The organism is Oceaniglobus roseus (assembly GCF_002869745.1).
GTDB classification, from domain to species: Bacteria; Pseudomonadota; Alphaproteobacteria; order Rhodobacterales; family Rhodobacteraceae; genus Oceaniglobus; species Oceaniglobus roseus.
The window spans coordinates 175941-195565 of sequence record NZ_PNOS01000001.1 but is presented as its reverse complement, the minus strand read 5'-3'; the positions used below and the strand labels follow the sequence as shown (position 1 = coordinate 195565).

The 19625-nt window shown below is 69.6% G+C and carries 25 protein-coding genes and 1 tRNA gene; 7 read left to right on the top strand and 19 right to left on the bottom strand.

Annotated elements, in window-relative coordinates; genetic code table 11:
- The first annotated feature begins 35 nt into the window (after positions 1 to 35).
- On the top strand, positions 36 to 347 hold the full coding sequence (locus A7B20_RS00960) for a hypothetical protein (protein WP_157937571.1): 312 nt from the start codon (positions 36 to 38) through the stop codon (positions 345 to 347).
- 198 nt (positions 348 to 545) lie between these two features.
- On the opposite strand, the gene A7B20_RS00955 is transcribed toward A7B20_RS00960, so the two are convergent.
- From A7B20_RS00955 to A7B20_RS00915, 9 genes are read right to left on the bottom strand one after another with little or no spacing between them, the layout of a single operon-like run.
- On the bottom strand, positions 546 to 1055 hold the full coding sequence (locus A7B20_RS00955; RefSeq protein ID WP_102106667.1) for a flagellar basal body-associated FliL family protein: 510 nt from the start codon (positions 1053 to 1055) through the stop codon (positions 546 to 548).
- Positions 1056 to 1066: 11 nt separating this feature from the next.
- The gene (flgH, locus tag A7B20_RS00950; RefSeq protein ID WP_102106666.1) at positions 1067 to 1792 is read right to left on the bottom strand and encodes a flagellar basal body L-ring protein FlgH; all 726 of its coding nucleotides are present in this window, start codon (positions 1790 to 1792) and stop codon (positions 1067 to 1069) included.
- A gap of 10 nt (positions 1793 to 1802) precedes the next feature.
- A complete protein-coding gene (flgA, locus tag A7B20_RS00945; RefSeq protein ID WP_102106665.1) occupies positions 1803 to 2228 on the bottom strand; it encodes a flagellar basal body P-ring formation chaperone FlgA in 426 nt (141 codons plus the stop codon).
- Positions 2225 to 3010 (bottom strand): flagellar basal-body rod protein FlgG, encoded by a 786-nt coding sequence (gene flgG / locus A7B20_RS00940; RefSeq protein WP_102106664.1) that lies wholly within the window; start codon positions 3008 to 3010, stop codon positions 2225 to 2227. The genes flgA and flgG overlap by 4 nt, the downstream gene beginning before the upstream one ends.
- Before the next feature lie 25 nt (positions 3011 to 3035).
- Entirely contained in the window at positions 3036 to 3752 is a 717-nt protein-coding gene (locus A7B20_RS00935) for a flagellar hook-basal body complex protein (RefSeq protein ID WP_102106663.1), read from the bottom strand.
- A 1-nt stretch (position 3753) separates the two neighbouring features.
- Positions 3754 to 4020, bottom strand: coding sequence for a flagellar biosynthetic protein FliQ (locus A7B20_RS00930; protein ID WP_102106662.1), 267 nt, complete (start codon positions 4018 to 4020; stop codon positions 3754 to 3756).
- A gap of 3 nt (positions 4021 to 4023) precedes the next feature.
- On the bottom strand, positions 4024 to 4308 hold the full coding sequence (gene fliE / locus A7B20_RS00925; protein WP_102106661.1) for a flagellar hook-basal body complex protein FliE: 285 nt from the start codon (positions 4306 to 4308) through the stop codon (positions 4024 to 4026).
- Positions 4309 to 4341: 33 nt separating this feature from the next.
- On the bottom strand, positions 4342 to 4731 hold the full coding sequence (flgC, locus tag A7B20_RS00920; RefSeq protein WP_102106660.1) for a flagellar basal body rod protein FlgC: 390 nt from the start codon (positions 4729 to 4731) through the stop codon (positions 4342 to 4344).
- An 11-nt stretch (positions 4732 to 4742) separates the two neighbouring features.
- Positions 4743 to 5135: a FlgB family protein gene (locus A7B20_RS00915; protein ID WP_102106843.1), complete on the bottom strand. Its 393-nt coding sequence runs from the start codon at positions 5133 to 5135 to the stop codon at positions 4743 to 4745.
- Between the two features lie 85 nt (positions 5136 to 5220).
- On the opposite strand from A7B20_RS00915, the gene A7B20_RS00910 reads away from it, so the two are divergent.
- Complete coding sequence (locus tag A7B20_RS00910; RefSeq protein ID WP_102106659.1) at positions 5221 to 6564, top strand: FliI/YscN family ATPase; 1344 nt, start codon at positions 5221 to 5223, stop codon at positions 6562 to 6564.
- Between the two features lie 16 nt (positions 6565 to 6580).
- On the opposite strand, the gene A7B20_RS00905 is transcribed toward A7B20_RS00910, so the two are convergent.
- The 5 genes from A7B20_RS00905 to A7B20_RS00885 form a co-directional block, all read right to left on the bottom strand.
- Positions 6581 to 7090, bottom strand: coding sequence for a cell wall hydrolase (locus A7B20_RS00905; protein WP_102106658.1), 510 nt, complete (start codon positions 7088 to 7090; stop codon positions 6581 to 6583).
- Positions 7091 to 7275: 185 nt separating this feature from the next.
- Positions 7276 to 7351, bottom strand: a tRNA-Thr gene (locus tag A7B20_RS00900).
- Between the two features lie 100 nt (positions 7352 to 7451).
- A complete protein-coding gene (locus tag A7B20_RS00895; RefSeq protein ID WP_102106657.1) occupies positions 7452 to 9017 on the bottom strand; it encodes a heme biosynthesis HemY N-terminal domain-containing protein in 1566 nt (521 codons plus the stop codon).
- A gap of 10 nt (positions 9018 to 9027) precedes the next feature.
- Positions 9028 to 10683 (bottom strand): COG4223 family protein, encoded by a 1656-nt coding sequence (locus A7B20_RS00890; RefSeq protein ID WP_157937570.1) that lies wholly within the window; start codon positions 10681 to 10683, stop codon positions 9028 to 9030.
- A gap of 92 nt (positions 10684 to 10775) precedes the next feature.
- Complete coding sequence (locus A7B20_RS00885; protein ID WP_102106655.1) at positions 10776 to 11474, bottom strand: uroporphyrinogen-III synthase; 699 nt, start codon at positions 11472 to 11474, stop codon at positions 10776 to 10778.
- Positions 11475 to 11579: 105 nt separating this feature from the next.
- On the opposite strand from A7B20_RS00885, the gene tsaD reads away from it, so the two are divergent.
- Positions 11580 to 12668, top strand: coding sequence for a tRNA (adenosine(37)-N6)-threonylcarbamoyltransferase complex transferase subunit TsaD (tsaD, locus tag A7B20_RS00880; RefSeq protein ID WP_102106654.1), 1089 nt, complete (start codon positions 11580 to 11582; stop codon positions 12666 to 12668).
- Between the two features lie 58 nt (positions 12669 to 12726).
- On the top strand, positions 12727 to 13140 hold the full coding sequence (locus tag A7B20_RS00875) for an EVE domain-containing protein (protein WP_102106653.1): 414 nt from the start codon (positions 12727 to 12729) through the stop codon (positions 13138 to 13140).
- A gap of 5 nt (positions 13141 to 13145) precedes the next feature.
- Here the strand turns inward: A7B20_RS00875 and A7B20_RS00870 are convergent, their stop codons facing one another.
- Positions 13146 to 14120 carry an FUSC family protein gene (locus A7B20_RS00870; protein ID WP_102106652.1) on the bottom strand — a complete coding sequence of 325 codons (975 nt, stop codon included), beginning with the start codon at positions 14118 to 14120 and terminating at the stop codon, positions 13146 to 13148.
- A 59-nt stretch (positions 14121 to 14179) separates the two neighbouring features.
- Complete coding sequence (locus tag A7B20_RS00865) at positions 14180 to 14521, bottom strand: DUF2853 family protein (protein ID WP_102106651.1); 342 nt, start codon at positions 14519 to 14521, stop codon at positions 14180 to 14182.
- A gap of 190 nt (positions 14522 to 14711) precedes the next feature.
- On the opposite strand from A7B20_RS00865, the gene tmpT reads away from it, so the two are divergent.
- Entirely contained in the window at positions 14712 to 15356 is a 645-nt protein-coding gene (gene tmpT, locus A7B20_RS00860) for a thiopurine S-methyltransferase (protein WP_102106650.1), read from the top strand.
- Between the two features lie 180 nt (positions 15357 to 15536).
- On the opposite strand, the gene ahcY is transcribed toward tmpT, so the two are convergent.
- Complete coding sequence (gene ahcY, locus A7B20_RS00855) at positions 15537 to 16925, bottom strand: adenosylhomocysteinase (protein ID WP_102106649.1); 1389 nt, start codon at positions 16923 to 16925, stop codon at positions 15537 to 15539.
- A gap of 111 nt (positions 16926 to 17036) precedes the next feature.
- On the opposite strand from ahcY, the gene A7B20_RS00850 reads away from it, so the two are divergent.
- Positions 17037 to 17654 carry an HD domain-containing protein gene (locus A7B20_RS00850; protein ID WP_102106648.1) on the top strand — a complete coding sequence of 206 codons (618 nt, stop codon included), beginning with the start codon at positions 17037 to 17039 and terminating at the stop codon, positions 17652 to 17654.
- Here A7B20_RS00850 and A7B20_RS21150 read toward each other — a convergent pair.
- Positions 17629 to 17799: a hypothetical protein gene (locus tag A7B20_RS21150; protein WP_157937569.1), complete on the bottom strand. Its 171-nt coding sequence runs from the start codon at positions 17797 to 17799 to the stop codon at positions 17629 to 17631. The two genes, A7B20_RS00850 and A7B20_RS21150, sit on opposite strands and share 26 nt — an antisense overlap.
- Positions 17800 to 17903: 104 nt before the next feature.
- Between A7B20_RS21150 and A7B20_RS00845 the strand changes: the two genes are divergently transcribed.
- Positions 17904 to 18773, top strand: a complete 870-nt coding sequence (locus A7B20_RS00845) for a LysR family transcriptional regulator (RefSeq protein ID WP_102106647.1) — start codon at positions 17904 to 17906, stop codon at positions 18771 to 18773.
- 235 nt (positions 18774 to 19008) lie between these two features.
- Here the strand turns inward: A7B20_RS00845 and A7B20_RS00840 are convergent, their stop codons facing one another.
- Positions 19009 to 19563 carry an ActR/PrrA/RegA family redox response regulator transcription factor gene (locus tag A7B20_RS00840; RefSeq protein WP_102106646.1) on the bottom strand — a complete coding sequence of 185 codons (555 nt, stop codon included), beginning with the start codon at positions 19561 to 19563 and terminating at the stop codon, positions 19009 to 19011.
- Positions 19564 to 19625 lie beyond the last annotated feature (62 nt).

Sequence of the window (19625 nt, the reverse complement as noted above, 5' to 3'; positions counted from 1 at the left end):
CCCGGGATCTTGCCCGCCTCAGGGCCCTTGCCGAGATGAAGCGCGACGCGGATCTGCAGGATCTGAGCCGCATCGCCTCCCGCATGGCGGCCCTGCAGACGGGCATCGACGCGATTCGCGCCAGCACCCGCGCCCGTGAGGCCGACCTGGCGCTGGATCCTTCGCGGCTATCGGGGGCGGATGTGACCTGGCAGGCGTCGAGCGCGGAGATGCTGCGCGGATTGCAGCGTCGGCAGGCAGGCCTGGCCGCCGCGCGGGAAGCCTATCTCGGCGCCGCGCGCCGGTCCTTCGGACGGGCGGAAGCCCTGCGTCTTCTGGCGGAACGGCTGGACAAGGACCGCCGGTAGGCCCGTGCCGACCGGCGGATGAACGACAGGCTGCGCACGAACGGCCGATCGGGGACGCCCGCCGGGAGGCGCAATCGCGGCCGCACCTCCCGGACGGTTCCAGGCGTTGAGGCGTCTCTCCCCCTCGACCTTGCGCCCGCTCGGCCTGCAAGCGTCCGGGGCGTGGCGGGCATCACGGAGGGCCGCTTGCGGGTCTTCTCAGACCTCCTGACGGTTGATGTCGAGGATCAGGACATCGACCAGCACATCGCCCAGATCCTCGCGCCCCTTTTCCAGCAGGGCCTTCCTGAGCCGCTCCATCGAGTCGTTCGAGGTGAAGGCGCCGCGAAAGCCGCCCGCGTTCGCATGATCCAGCATCACCCGCAGGAACCCGTCCCTGAGCTTCGGTTCACGGTCGAAGACGGTGTTGGTCTGGCCCGGCGTCACCTCCAGCGTCAGGGACAGGGCCACCAGGGCCGAGACCGCGCCATCCTCGACCAAGGGGAATACGAACTGGTTCGACAGCTTGGCGAATTCGGTCGGTTCCTCCGGCGGCGCGTCCTCGGCCACGGCGCCGTGGGGCGCGACATCGCCGCAGGGCGCGCCCGCGGCCAGCTCCGCACCGGCTTCGGGTGTCTCGGAGGGCGCGGGACGCAGGGCAATCCCGGCGACCACGCCGGCCCCGAGCCCGACCAGCGCCAGCAGCAGCGGCAGCAGTTTCCTCAGCATCGCGGCCTCCCTCAGAACGGCAGGATCGCGTCGGCGATCTGCTGGCCATAGCGCGGCTGCTGCACGTCGGTGATCTGCCCCCGCCCGCCATAGGAGATGCGGGCCGCCGCGATCTTGTCATAGGTGATCTCGTTCTGGCGCGAGATGTCCTCGGGCCGGACATAGCCGGTGACGATCAGTTCGCGGATCTCGAAGTTCACCCGCACCTCCTGCGATCCCTGAATCTGCAGCACGCCGTTCGGCAGCTCGTTCACCACGGTCGCCGCCACCCGCAGCGTCAGCTTCTCGTTGCGCCGCACCGAACCGTCCCCGGCGCTGGTCGAGGTGGAGCTGGTGGACACCGCGTCGGCAAGGGACGCGCCTTCGGGCAGCTTGCGGTCGATGCGCTGCGGGATTCCGAACAGCGAGGGCATGCCCAGGCTCTCGGCACCGCTGCGCGACCGCTGTGTCGAATTGCTGATCTCGGCCCGGTCGTCGATCTCGATCACCACGGTCAGGATGTCGCCGCGGGACTCGGCCCGCCGGTCGCCCAGCAGCGATTTCCGCCCGCCGCGCCAGAGCGAGGCGGCGTCAAGCTCGGTCCGCCGCTCGATCACCGTGGGCAGGCCGGGATTGGCCATGGCGCTGAGCTCGTACCCCGTCTCGGGCGAGCTGAACTCGGGAACCTTGCCGATCTGGCCGAGGCGCCCGCAGGCGGCGGCCAGGCAGCAGGACAGGATCAGGACCGTGCGGCGCATGGGGCTCTCCTCAGGGCAGGGCGTGGGACACGATGACAGAGCCGTCGGCGGCAACCGTGCCGCTGACGGTGGTGCGGGAGTCGAGGTTCATCACGCGGATCTCCTCGCCGATGGCGGCGCGGCCCAGGGCGCGGCCCTCGATGGCGATGCTGATGGGGCCGTTGCGGAACAGCACCTTGACGATCTGGTTGCGCTCGACCAGCGCCGGGGGGCCGACGTCGCCGGGGCGGATCGGGCGCCCGGCATAGAGCATGACGCGCGCTTCCTTGCCCACGACCTCGGCCGGATCGGCAAGGGCGCCGGGGACGTCCTGGGAAAGCCATGTCAGATCCTCGGGCACGATGATCGACTGGGCCCGCACGACGCGGGCCGCCGCCAGGGTATCTGCCGCGGCAGGGGTCGTGCAGAGGGCGAACAGAAGCGCGGCGCGGATCATCGGATCTGCGTCGTCGCGCCAAGCATCTGGTCGGCGGCGGTGATGACCTTGGCGTTCAGCTCGTAGCCGCGCTGAGCCTCGATCAGCTGGGTGATCTCGCGCACCGCGTCGACCGAGGAGTTCTCGAGATAGCCCTGCCGCAGGGTGCCCAGCCCGTCGGTGCCCGGCGTTCCCACCAGGGCGGGCCCGGAGGCCGGGGTTTCCAGGAACAGGTTCGACCCGATCGCCTCCAGCCCCTTCACGTTTGTGAACCCGGCGAGGGAGAACTGGCCCAGCAGCTGCGGCTGGGTCTGGTCGTTGAAATAGGCATAGACCTCGCCCGCGGCGTTGACCGAGATGGCGCGGGCATCGGCCGGGATGGTGATGTCGGGCACCACGCCATGGCCGTCGGAGGTCACGATCAGCCCGTCGCCCGACCGCTTCAGCCCGCCGTCGCGGGTATAGGCGGAGGCGCCCGAGGGCAACGTCACCTCGAAGAAGCCGTTGCCCTCGATCGCGAAGTCGAGATCGCCCCCCGTCTGGGTCAGCGCCCCCTGCTGGACGTTCATGCTGATCGAGGCGGGGCGCACGCCCAGCCCCAGCTGCACCCCGGTCGGGATCTGGGTGCCGTCGGCGGCGTTGATCGACCCGGCGCGGGTCAGCTGCTGGTAGTGCAGGTCGGCGAACTCGGCCCGGCGGGCGTTGTAGCCGGTGGTGTTCATGTTGGCGAGGTTGTTCGATATCACCTCGACCCGCATCTGCTGGGCGCTCATCCCGGTGGCGGCGATCTGGAGGGCACGCATGGTCTGGTCCTTGTGTCTGGCGGGGTCAGCGGCCGAGGGTGGTCAGCACGTTGCGGATCCGCTGGTCTTCGGTGTCGAGAAAGCTCTGGCCCAGCTCGTAGGCCCGCTGCACCGCGATCATCCGCGACATCTCTCCGATCGGATCGACGTTGGAGCCTTCGAGGAAGCCCTGCAGGATCACCCCGTCGGCCACCGGCGCGGGCGGCGCTGAGATGTCGAACAGCACGCCGTCGCGGTGGGTCAGATCCGCCGGATCGGAGACGTCCCAGAGGCCGATCTGGGCCAGCGGCTGGCCCGCGGCGCTGAGCGTGCCGTCGGAGGACAGGCTGACCTCGGCGGAGTCCGGCGGCACGAAGACCGGGGCGCCGCCGCCGTCGAGCAGACGGTAGCCGTCCTGGTTCACCAGCTCGCCCGTGGCCGAGACGGTGAAGTTACCGGTGCGGGTCAGGGCCTGGCCGTTCGGCGTCTGGACCAGGAAGAAGCCCGGTCCCTCGATCGCGAAGTCGAAGGTGCTGCCGGTCTGGGTCAGCACCCCCTGGCTCTGGTCGGTGAAGCGGCCGCGGGCGGCGGACATCGACAGCGAGGGATCGTCGCGCCCCAGCCTCTCGATGTATTCCGAGAAGATCACGCCTTCCTTGCGGAAGCCGCCCGTCGCCATGTTGGCGATGTTGTTGGCCACCGTCTGCATTTCGCGCATCAGGCCCGACTGGCGGGTGAGGGTGGTGTAGAACGCGTTGTCCATCTCAGCCTCCGGCGATCTGCGGGACGATCTGGGTGTCGAAGAACGTCACCAGGGTTTCCGTCATGAAGGTCATCGTCGCCCAGAAGACGATCAGGATGGCGGCGACCTTCGGCACGAAGGTCAGCGTCATTTCCTGGATCGAGGTCAGCGCCTGGAACAGCCCAACGCCGACCCCGGCCACAAGGGCCACCAGCAGGATCGGCGTCGACATCACGACCGACACCCACAGGCCCTGGCGCAGCGTGTCGAAGAATTGCTCGGGGCCCATGGCTCAGACCGGCATCCGCAGGAGTTCCTGGTAGGCCTCGACCACCTTGTCGCGCACCGTCACGGCGGTTTCGACGGCCAGTTCGGTCTGGGCCAGCGCCTGCACCAGGGAGTGGGCATCGGCACCGCCGGTCATGGCGGCGGCCGCCGTGTCCTCGCCCCGCTGGACGGTCGCGAGGAAGTCCTTCGCGAGGGCGGTGAAGGCATTCCCCCCGACACCCGGCTCGGCCGCGGTGAGGGGGCGGTTCGCGGCATAGCTCTGGGCCGCTTTCAGACTGTTGATATCCATTCTGGATCTCCTTCCGGCATCAGGGAGCCGCGGTCATCGCCGCAGCAGGTCAAGCAGGCTCTGGGTCATCTGGCGGGCCTGGTCGAACATCTTCAGGTTCGCCTCGTAGCTGCGCTGCGCCTCGCGGGCGTCCGCGATCTCGATCACCAGGTCGACGTTCGAGCCTTCGTAATTGCCCTGCGCGTCGGCCAGCGGATTGCCCGGGTCGTGAATCCGGGTCAGGTCGCTTCGGTCCAGGCGGACCTTGCCGACCTCGACCTGTCCGGCCGCCTCGCCGCGTTGCACGGTGTCGAAGCTGACGGTCTTGCGGCGATAGCCGGGCGTGTCGGCGTTGGCGATGTTCTCGGACAGGTGGCGCAGGCGTTGCGCCTGGGCCGTCATGCCGCTGGCCGAAAGCCCGAGGGTGCGGATCAGGTCGGTCATCCCCTGCCCTCCTACCGCGACTTGCCGAGGCTCAGGCGCAGGATGTCGCGCGCCTTCGAGAACACGGACAGGGCCAGATCGTGTTCATGGCGCAGCGACACGGCGCGGATCATCTCCTTCTCGAGCGAGACGGTGTTGCCGTTCGGCGCGGCCTCGGCCCCCGATTCGACGGGCCGGGGCGTGCCGTCGGCGCCCAGGAAGCTGCCCAAGTGCGCGGGCCGGGTCCGCCGCATGGCCAGGCCACCGGAAGCGGCGCGATAGGTTTCGGCGAAATCCGGAAGGTCCATGGCACGATAGCCCGGCGTGTCGGCATTGGCGACGTTGCGGGCGGTCAGGGCCTGGCGCTGGCTGGCATGCCCGGCCAGGGCCCCTGCGGTCTTCAGAATGGCGATGTTGTCGAACATCGGGGTTTCTCCCTCGATCAGGCGCAACGAAGGCTTAACCGCCATTCCTTTACAAACCGTTCGCAGCACAGCGGGAGGACGCAACATGGGCGGTATCGGATTCAAGAACGTGGCGGGGGTCGTCGCCGGGCTGTCGGTCAGCCGCCCGGTCGGCCGCGTCTCGGCCATCGGCGCCGGTCGCGTCACGGTCGAGGGGTTGTCGGGCCTCGCCGCCATGGGCGACCTCGTGCGCATCGGCTCCGGCGCCTCTGTAACGCGGGGCGAGGTCCTGGGCCTCGGCAGGGACAGCCTGACCGTCCTGCCCGACGCCCCGCTCGACGGCCTCGCCCTCGGCGACCGGGTGGCGCTGCTGGGGCCCGCGACGCTGGCCCCCGACGACAGCTGGATCGGCCGGGTGATCGACCCCTACGGGCAGCCTCTGGAGGACCGGCCCCTGCTGCCGGGGCTGAGGGCGCGGCGTCTCCAGGCCAGCCCGCCGAACCCGACGCAGCGGCGCGGGCTCGGCGCCCGGCTGAACACCGGTCTGGCCGTGTTCAACACGCTGCTGCCGATCGTGCGGGGGCAGCGGCTGGGGCTGTTCGCGGGCTCTGGCGTGGGCAAGTCCACGGTGCTGGCCCTGCTGGCGCAGCGGCTGACGGCGGATGTCGTGGTCATCGGCATGATCGGCGAGCGCGGGCGCGAGGTGCGGGAGTTCGTCGAGCGGGTGCTGGGGCCGGAGGGCATGAAGCGGACGGTGATCGTCGCCGCGACCTCGGACCGCTCCGCCGCGCTGCGCCGCCGTTGCGCACCGGCCGCCATGGCGGTGGCCGAACACTTCCGCGACCAGGGAAGGCACGTGCTGCTGCTGGCCGATTCGGTCACGCGCTTCGCCGATGCGCACCGCGAGATCGCCCTGGCGAATGGCGAAACCGGCGGGCTGGGCGGCTATCCGCCCTCGACCACCGCGATGATCACGGCGCTGTGCGAACGGGCGGGGCCCGGTGTGGCCGAGGGGCCGGGGGCGACGGGCGACATCACCGCGATCTTCACCGTCCTCGTCGCCGGGTCCGACATGGAGGAGCCGGTGGCCGACATCCTGCGCGGCGTGCTGGACGGCCATGTCGTGCTGGACCGCGCGATCGCCGAGCGGGGGCGGTTTCCGGCGGTGGACGTGCTGCGGTCCGTCTCCCGCTCCCTGCCGGGCGCGGCCTCGGAAGCGGAGAACGCCATGATCGGCGAGGCGCGGCGTCATCTCGGCACCTACCAGCGGGCCGAGCTGATGATCCAGTCCGGGCTTTACGCCGCGGGATCGGATCCGGGGATCGACGCGGCAATCCAGGCCTGGCCCAGGCTCGACGCCTTCGTGGCGCAGCGCGAGAACGGATCGGTCGCCGACAGCTTCGCCGCGCTGAAGGCCTGCCTGCCCGAGCCGGCGTCGCGTCGCGGCTGAGCCGACCCCGGCTTCGTCAGGGCGTGAGACCCTCCACGGGCGGCAGCGGCACGCGCTGCGTGACCAGCGCCGGAGGACGCTTTTCGTAGAAGGCATTGCCGCCCGCGGTCACGACGTAATGAATGTTGTTGTAATGGGCCCGGTAACTGGCCGCGTGGAAGAAGCGCGCGTTGCCGATCAGCGGATGGCGCTCGCCCGCCAGCACCGCCGCCGCGGCCTCGCGCACCAGGGGAAAGCCGCGCCCCCCCATCTCGCGCGTCATCAGCCCGGCGGCGAACTGCCCGCGCTGGCTGACGACGCCGCAGACCGTGTCGGGGAAATCGTCGGAGGCGACGCGGTTCATCACCACGCTGCCGACCGCGATCATGCCGTCGCGGCTGGACCGGTTCGATTCGAAGTAGATCGCCCGCTGCATGCACTCCGCCGCGTCCCGGCCGTGCCGTTCGCGCCTGCCCCCGCAGGAAGCGACCAGAAGCACCGCACCGATCAGGATCGCATTGGTCAAAGTGAAGATGTTGCGTGCCATTCCTGTCGCCTGCCGTTTGCCGAGCCAACCTCCGGTCGGCGGACCATAGGGGAAAGGAGGCAGGACAGACAATCCCCGGCCGGGATCGCCCTGTCAGGGTCATGCAGCAGGATGGGTGACATAACCCATCCTGCACACGTCGCGCCTGACGCGCTGCGCGATTGCTTCAGGCTCGGGAAACTCAGTGGTGCCGCTGAAGGGACTCGAACCCCCGACCCCATCATTACGAATGACGTGCTCTACCAGCTGAGCTACAGCGGCCACCGCGCCGTCCTAGAGCGGCGTGAAATCAGCGTCAACCCCCGTTCAGGCCCGTTCCGCGCTGTACGGGATCGGGCGCCGCTTCACGACGCCCGACGGTTCACGGCCGCGGCGCCTGGCTGTCCTCGGGGATCGGCCGGGCCTCCTCAGGCGCGCGGGTCTCGGTCTCGCGCACCGGTTCGGGCGTCTCCTCCGGAACCGGGCTCGGCACCGGATCGGGCGTGACGATCTCGGCGTCGACAGGCTCGGCCGGGACGGTCTGCGCGGGTTCGGAAGGCTTCGGCGGCTCGATCTTGCCGACGATCAGCGGCAGCATCCCCGTGCTCGTGGGCATCGAGACCTCGCCGGTCTTCGGCACGGTCCAGGACAGGGTGTCGAAGGCGCCGCAGGTGTCGCAGACCGGCATCCAGGCGCTGTGGATCGTGTGGCAGTTGTCGCAGACCCACTGCGGGCCGCGCGACACCGACAGCGCGCGGGTCAGCCAGCCGCGCACGATGGCGTCGTCGGCACCCTCGCCACGCTCGATGGCGGCCATGATCGTGACCGAGCGCGCCGTGGGATCGGACGTCGCCAGGTCGCCGAGGGCGCGCCGGGCGGCCGGGAAATCCTCGTCCGCGATGTTCAGCTCGGCCAGCAGCATCCGCGTTTCCGGGTGGTCGGGCTTGATCCGGGTCAGCGCGGTGAACCGCTTGATCCGCTCGCGCGGCGATTCGTCGGGCCGGATCTCGGCGAAGGCGGCGGCGAGGTCGGGGTGCGGCTGCACTTCCCAGGCCTTGCGGATCACGCGGGTTGCGTATTTCTCCTGGTTGTTCTGGATATAGTACCGCGCGGCCAGCACCGCGGCCGGGATCAGGTCGGGCGACAGGCGGTTGGCCTCGATCGCCGCTTCCTTCGCCTCGATCGTGTTGCCGGTGTCGAGGATGCCCTTCGCCTCGGACAGCGCCAGCACCGCGTCGCGCCGCTTGTGGACGTCGCGCGGCAGGGTGCCGGTCTTCAGCTTGGCGCCCAGCGTCTTGCGCGCCCCGGCCCAGTCGGCATGACCGGCCTGGAGCTGCAGCAGGATGTCCTGCGTCTCGGCATGGCGGGGCTTCAGCGCGAAGGCCTTCTCGGCCAGCTTCAGGGCGGTGTCGGTATCGCCCTCGGCGATCTTCTGCTTCATCAGGCCGCGCACGCCCACGAAGCGGGTGCGGTCATGGGCCAGCAGCTTCTTGTAGACGTCCTCGGCCTTGCGCTTGTCGCCCTGCAACTCGGCGGCCTGGGCCGCGATCAGGTTCGTCAGTTCGGGCCGGTTCAGGTAGCGTTCGGCCTTGTTCGCCTTCGACATCGCCTCCTTGCCCTCGCCCGAGGCCAGCGCCAGCATTCCGTCCGCCAGCGCCTCGTAACCCTTGCGCTCGCGGTTGCGGTCGAAATAGCGCGACAGCGCGGTTTCGTCGCCGTTCAGGAAGCGCACCAGCGCCACGAGGATCCCGAGGATCTTCAGCACGATCCAGACCGCGAGGATCAGCAGCACCGCCGCGATCACCAGCTGGAGCGGGCCAAGCGTGAACTCGACATTGGCGATCGACACGACGACGCCGCCGTCGGTCTGCATCAGGTCCGCCGCCAGAAGGGTAAGCCCGGCTACGATGGCGATGAAGAGGACGATTTTGATTAGGGACCAGAGCATGGAAGCGTCCTCAGTTGCTGTTCTGTGTGGCCGTCAGGTCGGCCAGGGCAGAGGTGGCGGCAAGGCGCGCCTGCGCCCGGGCCGTCCAGTCCGCCATTTCCCGCTGTCCCGAATCGGGCAGGCTGCCGATCTCGTCCAGCGCGGTCTGCAGGTCGCCCTGCTTGGTCGCCGCCTCGGCCCGCGACAGGATCGCGTCGGGATCGTCGCCTTCCTTGGCATCCAGCGACCGCGCCCCGGTCTGGGCCTTCAGAAAGGCGCCGAAGCGGTCGAGCGCGCCGCCGCCCGACGTTTCGCGGATCGAGGCGGTGAGGGCCCGGCGCGCGGCCGGCGGGAAGCTTTCCTGGAGCGAGGCCAGCGTCGCCACGCCCGTGTCGGCGCTGGCGCTCAGCCCTTCGGGCACGGTGATGCCGCCCGCGCTCTGCAGTTCGGAGGTGGCCTCGACATAGGGTTCGCCGTTCTGCAGCGCCGCGCCGATCTTGGCCAGCGCCGCCTGCGTGGCGATCCGGTTCGTCTCGGTCTCGGCAGCGGTCTTCGCGTCGGCAACGGCGGCCTTCTGGCTGTCCAGCTCGTCCTGCAGCGCGGCGAGCCGCGACTCCAGATCGCTCAACGCCTCGGCCGGGGCCTTTCCGTCCAAGGTGGTGGCAATCTCGTCCAGACGGCTCGAGACGCCCGAGACCTGCTGGTTCAGCGCATTCACCTGCTCGCCCAAGCCGTTCACCTGGTCGGGCAGGCCGGAGAGATCCGGCAGCTCGGAGGCGGGGCTGTCGCCCGGCGCACCCAGGGCGGCCACGTTCTCCTGCACGTCCTTCAGCGAGGTCTGTAGCGTGGTCACATCCTCCTGCAGCGCCGTCAGGTCGGATTGCGTCGCGGCAGAGGCGGCGGCATCCGTGGCGCCGGTCGCCTGTTCCGCGAGGGTGTCGAGCCGCGCGGACTGGTCATCGAGGCGCGCGGCGATCTCCTGCAGCCGCTGTGTTCCGGCCTGCGACTGCGGCCGCAGCACGCCGTAGGTCGCGAAGGCGTATCCGATGGCACCGGCCAGCACGCCGCCGAGCAGAAGCGTCACGAAGCCCGGTCCACGGGCGACGCGGGGCTGTTCCACCGGCACCGGCTCGAGCACCGGAGAGGCGGGGGGCGTGGCGGAGGACGCCGCGTCATCGGCGCGGGGCGTGTCCTGATCGCCGGACAGGATATCGTCCGAGGACCCGTGAACGGTGTCCGCAGACGTGTCGGACAGGGTGTGATCGGATCCTTCGGAAGGCAGAGTGTCGGTCGTTTCGGGCCCCACGGTTCCGGTTGAGGCGCTGATGCCGTCGGCGGTGTCGCTCACCAGGGTGCTGTCGTAGGAACTGCCCGGGGCGGGCGCATCGGCGGCCTCGCCCGGCAGGTTGCCCGTGGATGTCTGTGACCCCGGCTCTTCGGCGATCAGCGCCGCGCTGTCCTCGGCCCCGCCGCCGGACAGCGTGCTGGCCTGATCCTCGGCCGGCTTCGGATCGTCCGACGCAAGGGTGTCGCGGTCGTTCCTCCCGGAGGCGGTGCCTTCAAGCGCCGCATCGGCGACGGAGTGGTCGGCTGCGGACTCGGGCGTGTCGGTCGTCGGGGTGTCGGCGCCACCGGACAGCGTTTCCGGCTTGCCTTGGGTTTTCTTCGGCTTGCTTGATCTTGCCACGCTCAACGCACCTTTCGCTGATCCCCCGGGGGCGATGTCATTTCACCACCAACGCAGAGCGTAGCTATTCGATCCCTTGCCAACAAGGCCATTCAGCCAAATGCCCGGGCCACCACCAGATTCGCGAGCGAGTCGGCGTCCGGCCGGGCGGCGACCCGTGCATCGGGGGGGCCGCCCCAGGCCTCGGCCACCGCGACGCTGATCGCGGCGACGTCGAGCGGTGCGCGCGCCTCGGCGGCCGCGGCGCGGACCAGTCGCGCCGAGCGGGGCGAGAACAGCGGCAGCAGAACCGGCGCGGCATCGTGAAGCAGGGCAAGCGCGGCCGGGGTCAAAGGCACGGGCTGCTGGTCATAGACGACGGCTTCGGCCACCCGCAGCCCCCGCGCCGCAAGCTCTCCGGCCACGTCCCCGGCGGCATGGACGCCGCGAAGGTGCAGCAGCGGCCCGGGCGGCGATTCGTCGGCGACGAGGCGCACCAGCTCGGCCGCGCTTCCCGCCGCCGAGGCACAGTCGAGCCCCAGCCGGCGCACCGCCGCGGCCGTCGCATCGCCCACCGCAAAGGCGCGCTGCCCGCCAAGATCGGGCCGCCCCGCCACCGCATCGGCCGCACTGGCCGAGGTGAAGAGCAGCGTCGCGAAACCGGCCAGATCGACCCCGGGATCGCGCGGCACGATGTCGAGCACCGGGGAGATGACGGCCCCTCCGACAAAGCCCCGCGCGCGGCAGAGCGCCAGGAACCGCTCGGACTTCGCGGCGGGCCGGGTCAGGAGAAGCGTGGCGCCTTGGGCCATGGGATGTCCTGGCGAAGTGGCGGGGCAAGGATTGTCGGGGCCGCCCGGCGATGCTACCTGCCCGCCCGAAGGCACGCAACCGACCCCACCCGCGCGGCATATCCCATGACAATCCTCCTTGGCCTCGAAAGCAGCTGCGACGACACCGCCGCGGCCGTCGTGCGCCATGTCGAGGGGCAGGCGCCCGAGATCCTGTCCTCGGTCGTCGCGGGCCAGGCCGAGCTGCACGCGGCCTTCGGCGGCGTCGTGCCCGAGATCGCCGCCCGTGCCCATGCCGAGAAGATGGACCACTGCGTCGAGCAGGCCCTGGCCGAGGCCGGCCTGGCCCTGCGGGACTGCGACGCGGTCGCGGTCACGGCCGGGCCCGGCCTGATCGGCGGCGTGCTCTCGGGCGTGATGTGCGCGAAGGGGCTGGCGCTCGGGGCCGGTCTGCCGCTCGTCGGCGTGAACCACCTGGCTGGCCATGCGCTGACGCCGCGGCTGACCGACATGGTCGCCTTCCCCTACCTGATGCTGCTGGTCTCGGGCGGGCACTGCCAGTTCCTGCTCGTCCGCTGCGCCACCGACTTCACCCGTCTCGGCGGCACCATCGACGACGCGCCGGGCGAGGCTTTCGACAAGACCGCCCGCCTGCTGGGCCTGTCGCAACCCGGCGGCCCTGCTGTCGAGGCGGCGGCGCAGTCCGCCGATCCCTCTGCGGTGAACTTCCCCCGCCCGCTGCTGGACCGCCCCGGCATGGACATGTCCTTCTCCGGCCTCAAGACGGCGCTGCTGCGCGAGCGCGACGCGGTGGTGACGCTGCACGGTGGCCTGCCAGAACAGCGCCGCGCCGACCTCTGCGCCGGGTTCCAGCAGGCGGTGCGCGACGTGCTGGTGGAAAAGTCCCGCCGTGCAATTGCCGCCTACCTCGACCTCGCCCCGGCCGACCCCGTCTTCGCCGTGGCGGGCGGAGTCGCGGCGAACGGGGCGATCCGCGAGGGGCTGCAGGCGCTCTGCGCCGGGACGGGCACCCGCTTCCTCGCCCCGCCGCTGCGCCTGTGCACCGACAACGCCGCGATGATCGCCTGGGCGGGAATCGAACGCCTCCGCCTCGGCCTGACCGACGGGATGGACCTTGCCGCACGCCCGCGCTGGCCGCTCGACACCGCCGCCGCGCCGCAGCTTGGCAGCGGCAAGCGCGGCGCGAAGGCCTGAGGGATTGCATCGCCGCCGCCCGTGGCTAGGCTGGCGGCAAAACTCCCGGAGACTTACGATGCGCTACTGGCTGTTCAAGTCCGAACCCTCCACATGGTCATGGGAGGACCAGGTCGCCAAGGGCGCGGCGGGCGAGCAATGGGACGGCGTGCGCAACTACCAGGCCCGCAACTTCATGCGCGAGATGGCGGTGGGCGACCTCGGCTTCTTCTACCATTCCCAGACGGAGAAGGCCGTGGTCGGCGTGGTCGAGGTCTGCGCCGCAGCGCATCCGGACAGCACCGACGACAGCGGCAAGTGGGACTGCGTGGACATCCGCGCGGTCGAGCCGCTGAAGACGCCGGTCACGCTGGAGATGTGCAGGGACGAGCCGCGGCTGAAGGACATGGTGCTGGTCAACAACTCCCGCCTCTCGGTGCAGCCGGTCACGGACGCCGAGTGGCAGGTGATCCGCGGCCTCGGCGGGCTCTGACGGGCTCACCCCTCGTCCAGCAGCGCCTTCAGCGCCTCGGGGCGGAACAGGCGCAGCGCAACCCAGGCCAGCGCGCCCAGCCCCACCGTCAGCAGCGCCGCCGCGACCATGGTCCAGAGCCGCTCTCCCGCCAGCTGGTCGACGTCCGAGACCTGGGCGAGGATCTCCAGCACCGATACCGTCAGAAGCGCGGTGAACAGGGTATAGCTCTTCGGCATGTAGCGGAACGCCAGCGGCAGGCAGAGCGCCCCGGCCAGCACCTCGACCCACATCGCCTGGCTGACCCAGGCGAGCGCCAGAGCGAGTCCGGTGCCGATGAAGGTGCCCGCGAACCGCTTCAGCGTGCGGCGGAACAGCTCGCCATGGGGCGGCAGGCACAGCACGACGAAGGTCAGCGGCAGCCAGAAGCCGTGGCTGCCGAAGAACCGCCCGCCGGCCCAGACCGAGATGCCGAGCCCCACCGCCATCACCAGACCGAAGGCCACCGCGTGCGGCGCGTTTTCCGGCGGCTCGTCGCCCGTGGTGAAGGTCTGGCCGAACCACCATGTGACCGCCAGCGCCCAGAGCATGCCCGCGACGAAGATCCCGAAGACAAGCGGCAGTTCGGATCCGGCGATGATCGGGCTGGTGAAGATCGTCCAGGTCAGCAGCGCCTGGATGCAGGGCCGTGCCAGTCCCCAGGTGCCGCAGCGGCCGACCATCAGCCCCAGGCAGACGGCGACGAGGATCGCCATGTCCGGCCGCCCGAGGCTGAGCAGTCCCGCCATGCCCATGACCAGCGTCACCAGCAGGGCCACCTTGGTGCCGTTGTCCTTTGCCGCCAGATGCGCGGGCATGGCGGCGACGAAGGCGACGGCGCCGACGCGCCCGAACAGCAGCACCGCCACCACCGGCGGCAGCGCCACGGCCAGCAGCGTGATGCCGACCTTCGCCCAGGGCATCAGCTGATCCCCGGCGATCCATTCGCGGATCCTGCCCATGCGCCCTCTCCTGCCCTTTACGCTTTCAAGCTAGGGCCGGCGGGGCCGGGGTCACGGCATCAGGCGTAGACGGATTCCTTGCCGAAATGCTTGGTCAGCATGTAGTAGACGACGGCGCGGTACTTGTTGCGCTCGGAGGTGCCGTAGATCTCGATCACCTTGTGGATCGCCTCCATCAGGTCGGGGCTGTCGGGCAGGGCCAGCTTGCGGATGAGGAAGTTGTTCTTCACCGTCTCCAGCTCTCCGGGCTGGGTGGCCGCGATGGTCGCGGCATCGGCATCATAGATCGCCGGACCGCAGCCGATGGTGACTTTCGTCAGCAGGTCCATGTCCGGCGTCATGCCGCATTTCGTCTTCAGGTCTTCCGCATAGCGTGCGATCAGCTCGTCGCGCTTTCCCATCGTCGTCTCCCTGTTCCCCGCCCGCCGGTGGGGTCCGGCGCTGGCGATTGTATGCGCATTGAACCCCCGGTTGGGCGGTCGTGACAATGGCGAAGGTCCTGCACCCCGCGGTTTTGCGCGATTTCCCATGGCGCGCGGCGGTGAAACCGGGTCTGATCGGATGGATCGAGCGGCTTCGGGAGGGGACAGGATGGAACACGCCTTCTGGCACGAACGCTGGGCCGAGAACCGGATCGGCTTTCACGAGGGGCGCGCGAACCGGATGCTGACCGCGCATCTTGCCGACCTCGGGCTTGCCCCCGGCGCCCGCATCTTCCTGCCCCTCTGCGGCAAGACCCGCGACATTCCCTGGCTGATGGCGCAGGGCCATCCGGTGGCGGGGGCCGAGCTGAGCGAGACCGCCGTGCGGCAGCTGTTCGACGAGATGAAGCTGGTGCCCGAGATCACCGGCACCCACGGCGGGATGCGGTTCGCGGCGCCGGGGGTCGATGTCTTCGTCGGCGACATCTTCGATCTGGATGCCGAAACTTTGGGCCCCGTCGATGCGATCTTCGACCGGGCCGCGCTTGTGGCGCTGCCGACGGGGATGCGCGACCGCTATGCCGCCCACCTGATGGCCCTGACCGGAACCGCGCCGCAGCTTCTGGTGACCTTCGAATACGACCAGAGCGCCATGGACGGCCCGCCTTTCTCGGTCACCGAGGCGATGGCGCGGGATCATTACGGCGCGGACTACACGATCGATGTGCTGGAGCGGGTCGACCTCGGCGGTGGGCTGCGGGGCAAGGTGGACGCGCGGGAGACAGCGTGGAAGCTGGTGCCGCGCGACGCCTGATCCTGGCATCCCGTCCGCTTGGAACCGAGGGCGGCCAACGGCGACGGGCGGGGGAGAAGCCGCCGCGTCGTGCCGAGGGCACGCCTCCGGCGTGACGGGGCTGCCCGGCGTTGCCGCCGGGCGAGCCATCTCAGCGGCTGCGCGAAACTCCCCCGTGGAAACAGGAGCTCAGGCCGAAAATCAGTACCGGTAATGCTCCGGCTTGAACGGCCCCTCCGGCGCGACGCCGATATAGGCCGCCTGCTCGGCGTTCAGCTGGGTCAGCTTCACCCCGATCCGCCCCAGGTGCAGCCGCGCCACCTTCTCGTCGAGGTGCTTGGGCAGGATGTAGACCTGGTTGTCGTACTGGTCGCCCTTGGTCCAGAGCTCGATCTGCGCCAGCACCTGGTTGGTGAAGGACGCCGACATCACGAACGAGGGATGCCCGGTGGCGTTGCCGAGGTTCAGCAGGCGCCCCTCGGACAGCAGGATCAGCCGGTTGCCCGAGGGCATCTCGATCATGTCCACCTGGTCCTTGATGTTGGTCCACTTGTGGTTCTTCAGCGCGGCGACCTGGATCTCGTTGTCGAAGTGGCCGATGTTGCCGACGATGGCCATGTCCTTCATCTCGCGCATGTGCTCGATGCGGATCACGTCGCGGTTGCCGGTGGTGGTGATGAAGATGTCGGCGCTGTCCAGCACGTCCTCCAGCAGCACCACCTCGTAGCCGTCCATCGCCGCCTGCAGCGCGCAGATCGGATCGACCTCCGTCACCTTCACCCGCGCCCCGGCGCCGCGCAGCGACGCGGCCGAGCCCTTGCCGACGTCGCCATAGCCGCAGACGACGGCGACCTTGCCCGCCATCATCGTGTCGGTGGCGCGCCGGATGCCGTCGACCAGCGATTCCCTGCAGCCGTACTTGTTGTCGAACTTCGACTTCGTGACCGAGTCGTTGACGTTGATCGCCGGGAAGGGCAGCTGGCCTTTCTTCATCAGGTCATAAAGGCGATGCACGCCCGTCGTCGTCTCTTCCGACACGCCCTTGATCGCGTCGCGGGTCTTCGTGAACCAGCCCGGCGTCTCGGCCATCCGCTTCCTGATCTGGGCCTTGATCACCTCTTCCTCTTCCGAGGCCGGAACCGGAATGATCTCTTCCCCCGCCTCGGCCCGCGCGCCGAGCAGGACGTAGAGCGTCGCGTCGCCGCCGTCGTCCAGGATCATGTTCGCCCCCTCGGGGAACTGGAACGAGCGGTCGAGGTAATCCCAGTGCTGCTCCAGCGTCTGGCCCTTGACGGCGAAAACCGGGATCCCCGCCTCGGCGATCGCCGCCGCGGCGTGGTCCTGGGTCGAGAAGATGTTGCAGGACGCCCAGCGCACGTCGGCGCCGAGCTTCACCAGCGTCTCGATCAGGACGGCGGTCTGGATCGTCATGTGCAGCGAGCCGACGATGCGCGCGCCCTTCAGCGGCTTGCTCTCCCCGAACTCCTCGCGGCAGGCCATCAGGCCCGGCATCTCGGTCTCGGCGATGTCCAGCTCCTTGCGGCCGTACCCGGCCAGCGCGATGTCCTTGACGATGTAATCCTTGGCCATATGCCCGGCTCCTGAATGTCTCTGCGGTTGCGGGCCACTTACCACCATGGCAGCGTTGCGGCAATCCGCCTGCCCCGGCATGACGCCGCAGCGTTGAAAAGGGATGAACCGATGAAACCGCCCCGCGCCTGGCAACGGATGCTCTCGGGCCGCAGGCTGGACCTGCTGGATCCGACACCGGTGGATATCGAGGTCGAGGACATCGCCCACGGCCTGGCCTTCGTCGCCCGCTGGAACGGCCAGACCCGGGGCGACTTCGCCTATTCGGTGGCCGAACACTCGCTGCTGGTGGAAGAGATTTACGGTCGGATGAACCCGGCCGCGCCCGTCCGCTGGCGCATGGCGGCATTGCTGCACGATGCGCCGGAATACGTCATCGGCGACATGATCTCGCCGGTGAAGGCCGCGGTGGGGCCGGAATACGGCGCGCTCGACGACCGGCTGAGCGCGGCGATCCACCTGCGCTTCGGACTCCCGGCGGTGCTGCCGAAGCAGGTGAAGGCGCGGATCAAGCAGGCGGACAAGGTCTCGGCCTGGCTCGAGGCGACGCGGATCGCGGGATTTTCCGAGGCGGAGAGCTCCCGCTTCTTCGGCCGTCCCGACGCGGCGCTGATCGAGGGGCTGGACATCGTGCTGAGGCCCCCGGTCGAGGTGCGGGCGGAGTTCACCGCCCGTCACCGGAGCTTGCTGGACGCGATGGAAGTCACCACAGGTCGCGGAACCGGTTGAACCGGTAGGGCGGCGTGGTCGCGTCGGGACGATGGTTGAACCGGCCCGCCCAGTGATCGCTGCTGCGATAGGGCCCGTCGGGGCGGCGGGTGGTGGAATTGCGATAGCTCGCGGCCATCAGCATGTCGGCCAGGACTGTAAGCATGGGTGTCTCCATGGATTGCGTGATGATCGACAGATAGGAACCTTGCGCTTTGCCTGCGACTCAGGAAAGCTCTTCGGATGTAAGCCCAGCTTTCAGGTCTGCCCATGGACTGGTCCGCCATCCCCTCGCTTGCCGCGCTCCGCGCCTTCGAGGCTGCCGCGCGCAACGGCAGCTATTCGGCCGCGGCGCGGGAGCTGAACGTCACCCACGCCGCGATCGCCCAGCACATCCGGACGCTGGAAGACCATTTCGGCCGCCCCCTGATGACGCGCGAGGGGCAGGGCATGGCGGTGACAGTGGAAGGCCGCGAGCTGGCGCAGACCCTCACCCAGTCCTTCGGCCAGATCGCCACCGCCGTGCGCGACTTGGCCGAACTCGACCGTCAACGCCCCTTGCGGGTGGCCCTGACGCCGTCCTTCGCGGGCAACTGGCTGATGCCGCGGATCGGCGGCTTCTGGGCATCGCACCCGGAGATCCCGCTTGAGATCGCGCCGAACATGGCGCTGGTGGACCTGCGCCGCGACGGTTTCGACCTCGCCATCCGCTACGGTCGCGGCGGCTGGCCGGGCGTGACCTCGGAGATGCTGGTCCCGGCGGGTCACGCCGTGGTCGCCGCGCCGGGGCTGGTCGGCCCCGACTGGTCGGGGGCGCTGTCCGACCTCCAGGACCGGCATTGGGTGCTGGAGGCGGGGCGGCAGGAGGAACAGGTCTGGGCGGCGGCGAACGGCCTCGACCTTGGCCGCGCCCGGGTGACGGTCTTCGACAGCAACGTGTTGGTCTATCAGGCGGTGCTGGCGGGGCACGGGCTGTCGATCCTGCCCGCCGTGATCGCCGAGCGCGACGTGGCTGCGGGCCGGCTGGAGATCCTGCTGGAAGAGGAGGACAGCCACATCGCCTATCACATCCTCACCCGCCCCGACCGCGTCTCGCCGCAGATCCGGACCTTCGTGAAGTGGCTGAAGGCGCAGGTTTAGGGACGATCTCTGGAGCCTTTCAGACGCAAAGGTCCCAGATGTTGCGCTCCGAGCAAAGGGCAGCCCCCGACCGCGGGCGGGGAGAAGCCCCCGCCCGTGGGGCCGGTCGGGGGCTGCCCGGCGTTGCCGCCGGGCAAGAGTTCTCCGCTCATCACAAACAATCATGGGGCCAGACGAGGAAACAAGAAGGGCGCTGCAACGCAGCGCCCAGATAGATTTCCGGTTCGCTCAGCCCCTACCGCGGCGACCGCTTCGCCAGGATCCGCTGCAGCGTCCGGCGGTGCATGTTCAGACGCCGTGCGGTTTCGCTCACGTTGCGCTCGCACTGTTCGTAGACGCGCTGGATGTGCTCCCAGCGCACGCGGTCGGCGGACATCGGGTTCTCGGGCGGCGGCGGCAGGCTGTCGCCGTTGGCCAGCAGGGCGGCAGTGATGTCGTTGGCGTCGGCGGGCTTCGACAGGTAATCCGTCGCGCCGATCTTCACCGCGGCCACCGCCGTCGCGATGGCGCCGTATCCCGTCAGGATCACGATCCGGCTGTCCGGTCGCTTCTCCCGGATCGCCTCGACCACGTCCAGTCCGTTGCCGTCCTCCAGCCGCAGGTCGATCACGGCGAAGGCGGGGGGCCGGGCGGTGGCGATGGCACGGCCGGCGGCGACCGATTCGGCCGTCTCGACCTCGAAGCCGCGCTTCTCCATGGCCCGCGCGAGGCGCTTCAGGAAGGAGTCGTCGTCATCCACCAGAAGAAGCGTGCGGTCCTCACCCAGCGCGGTCTCGGACACGGCTTCCATCGCGGCGGTTCCTCGGTATGTTGTATCCAGCATGCCCGATAAATAGTCGCGAAACGCGGCCC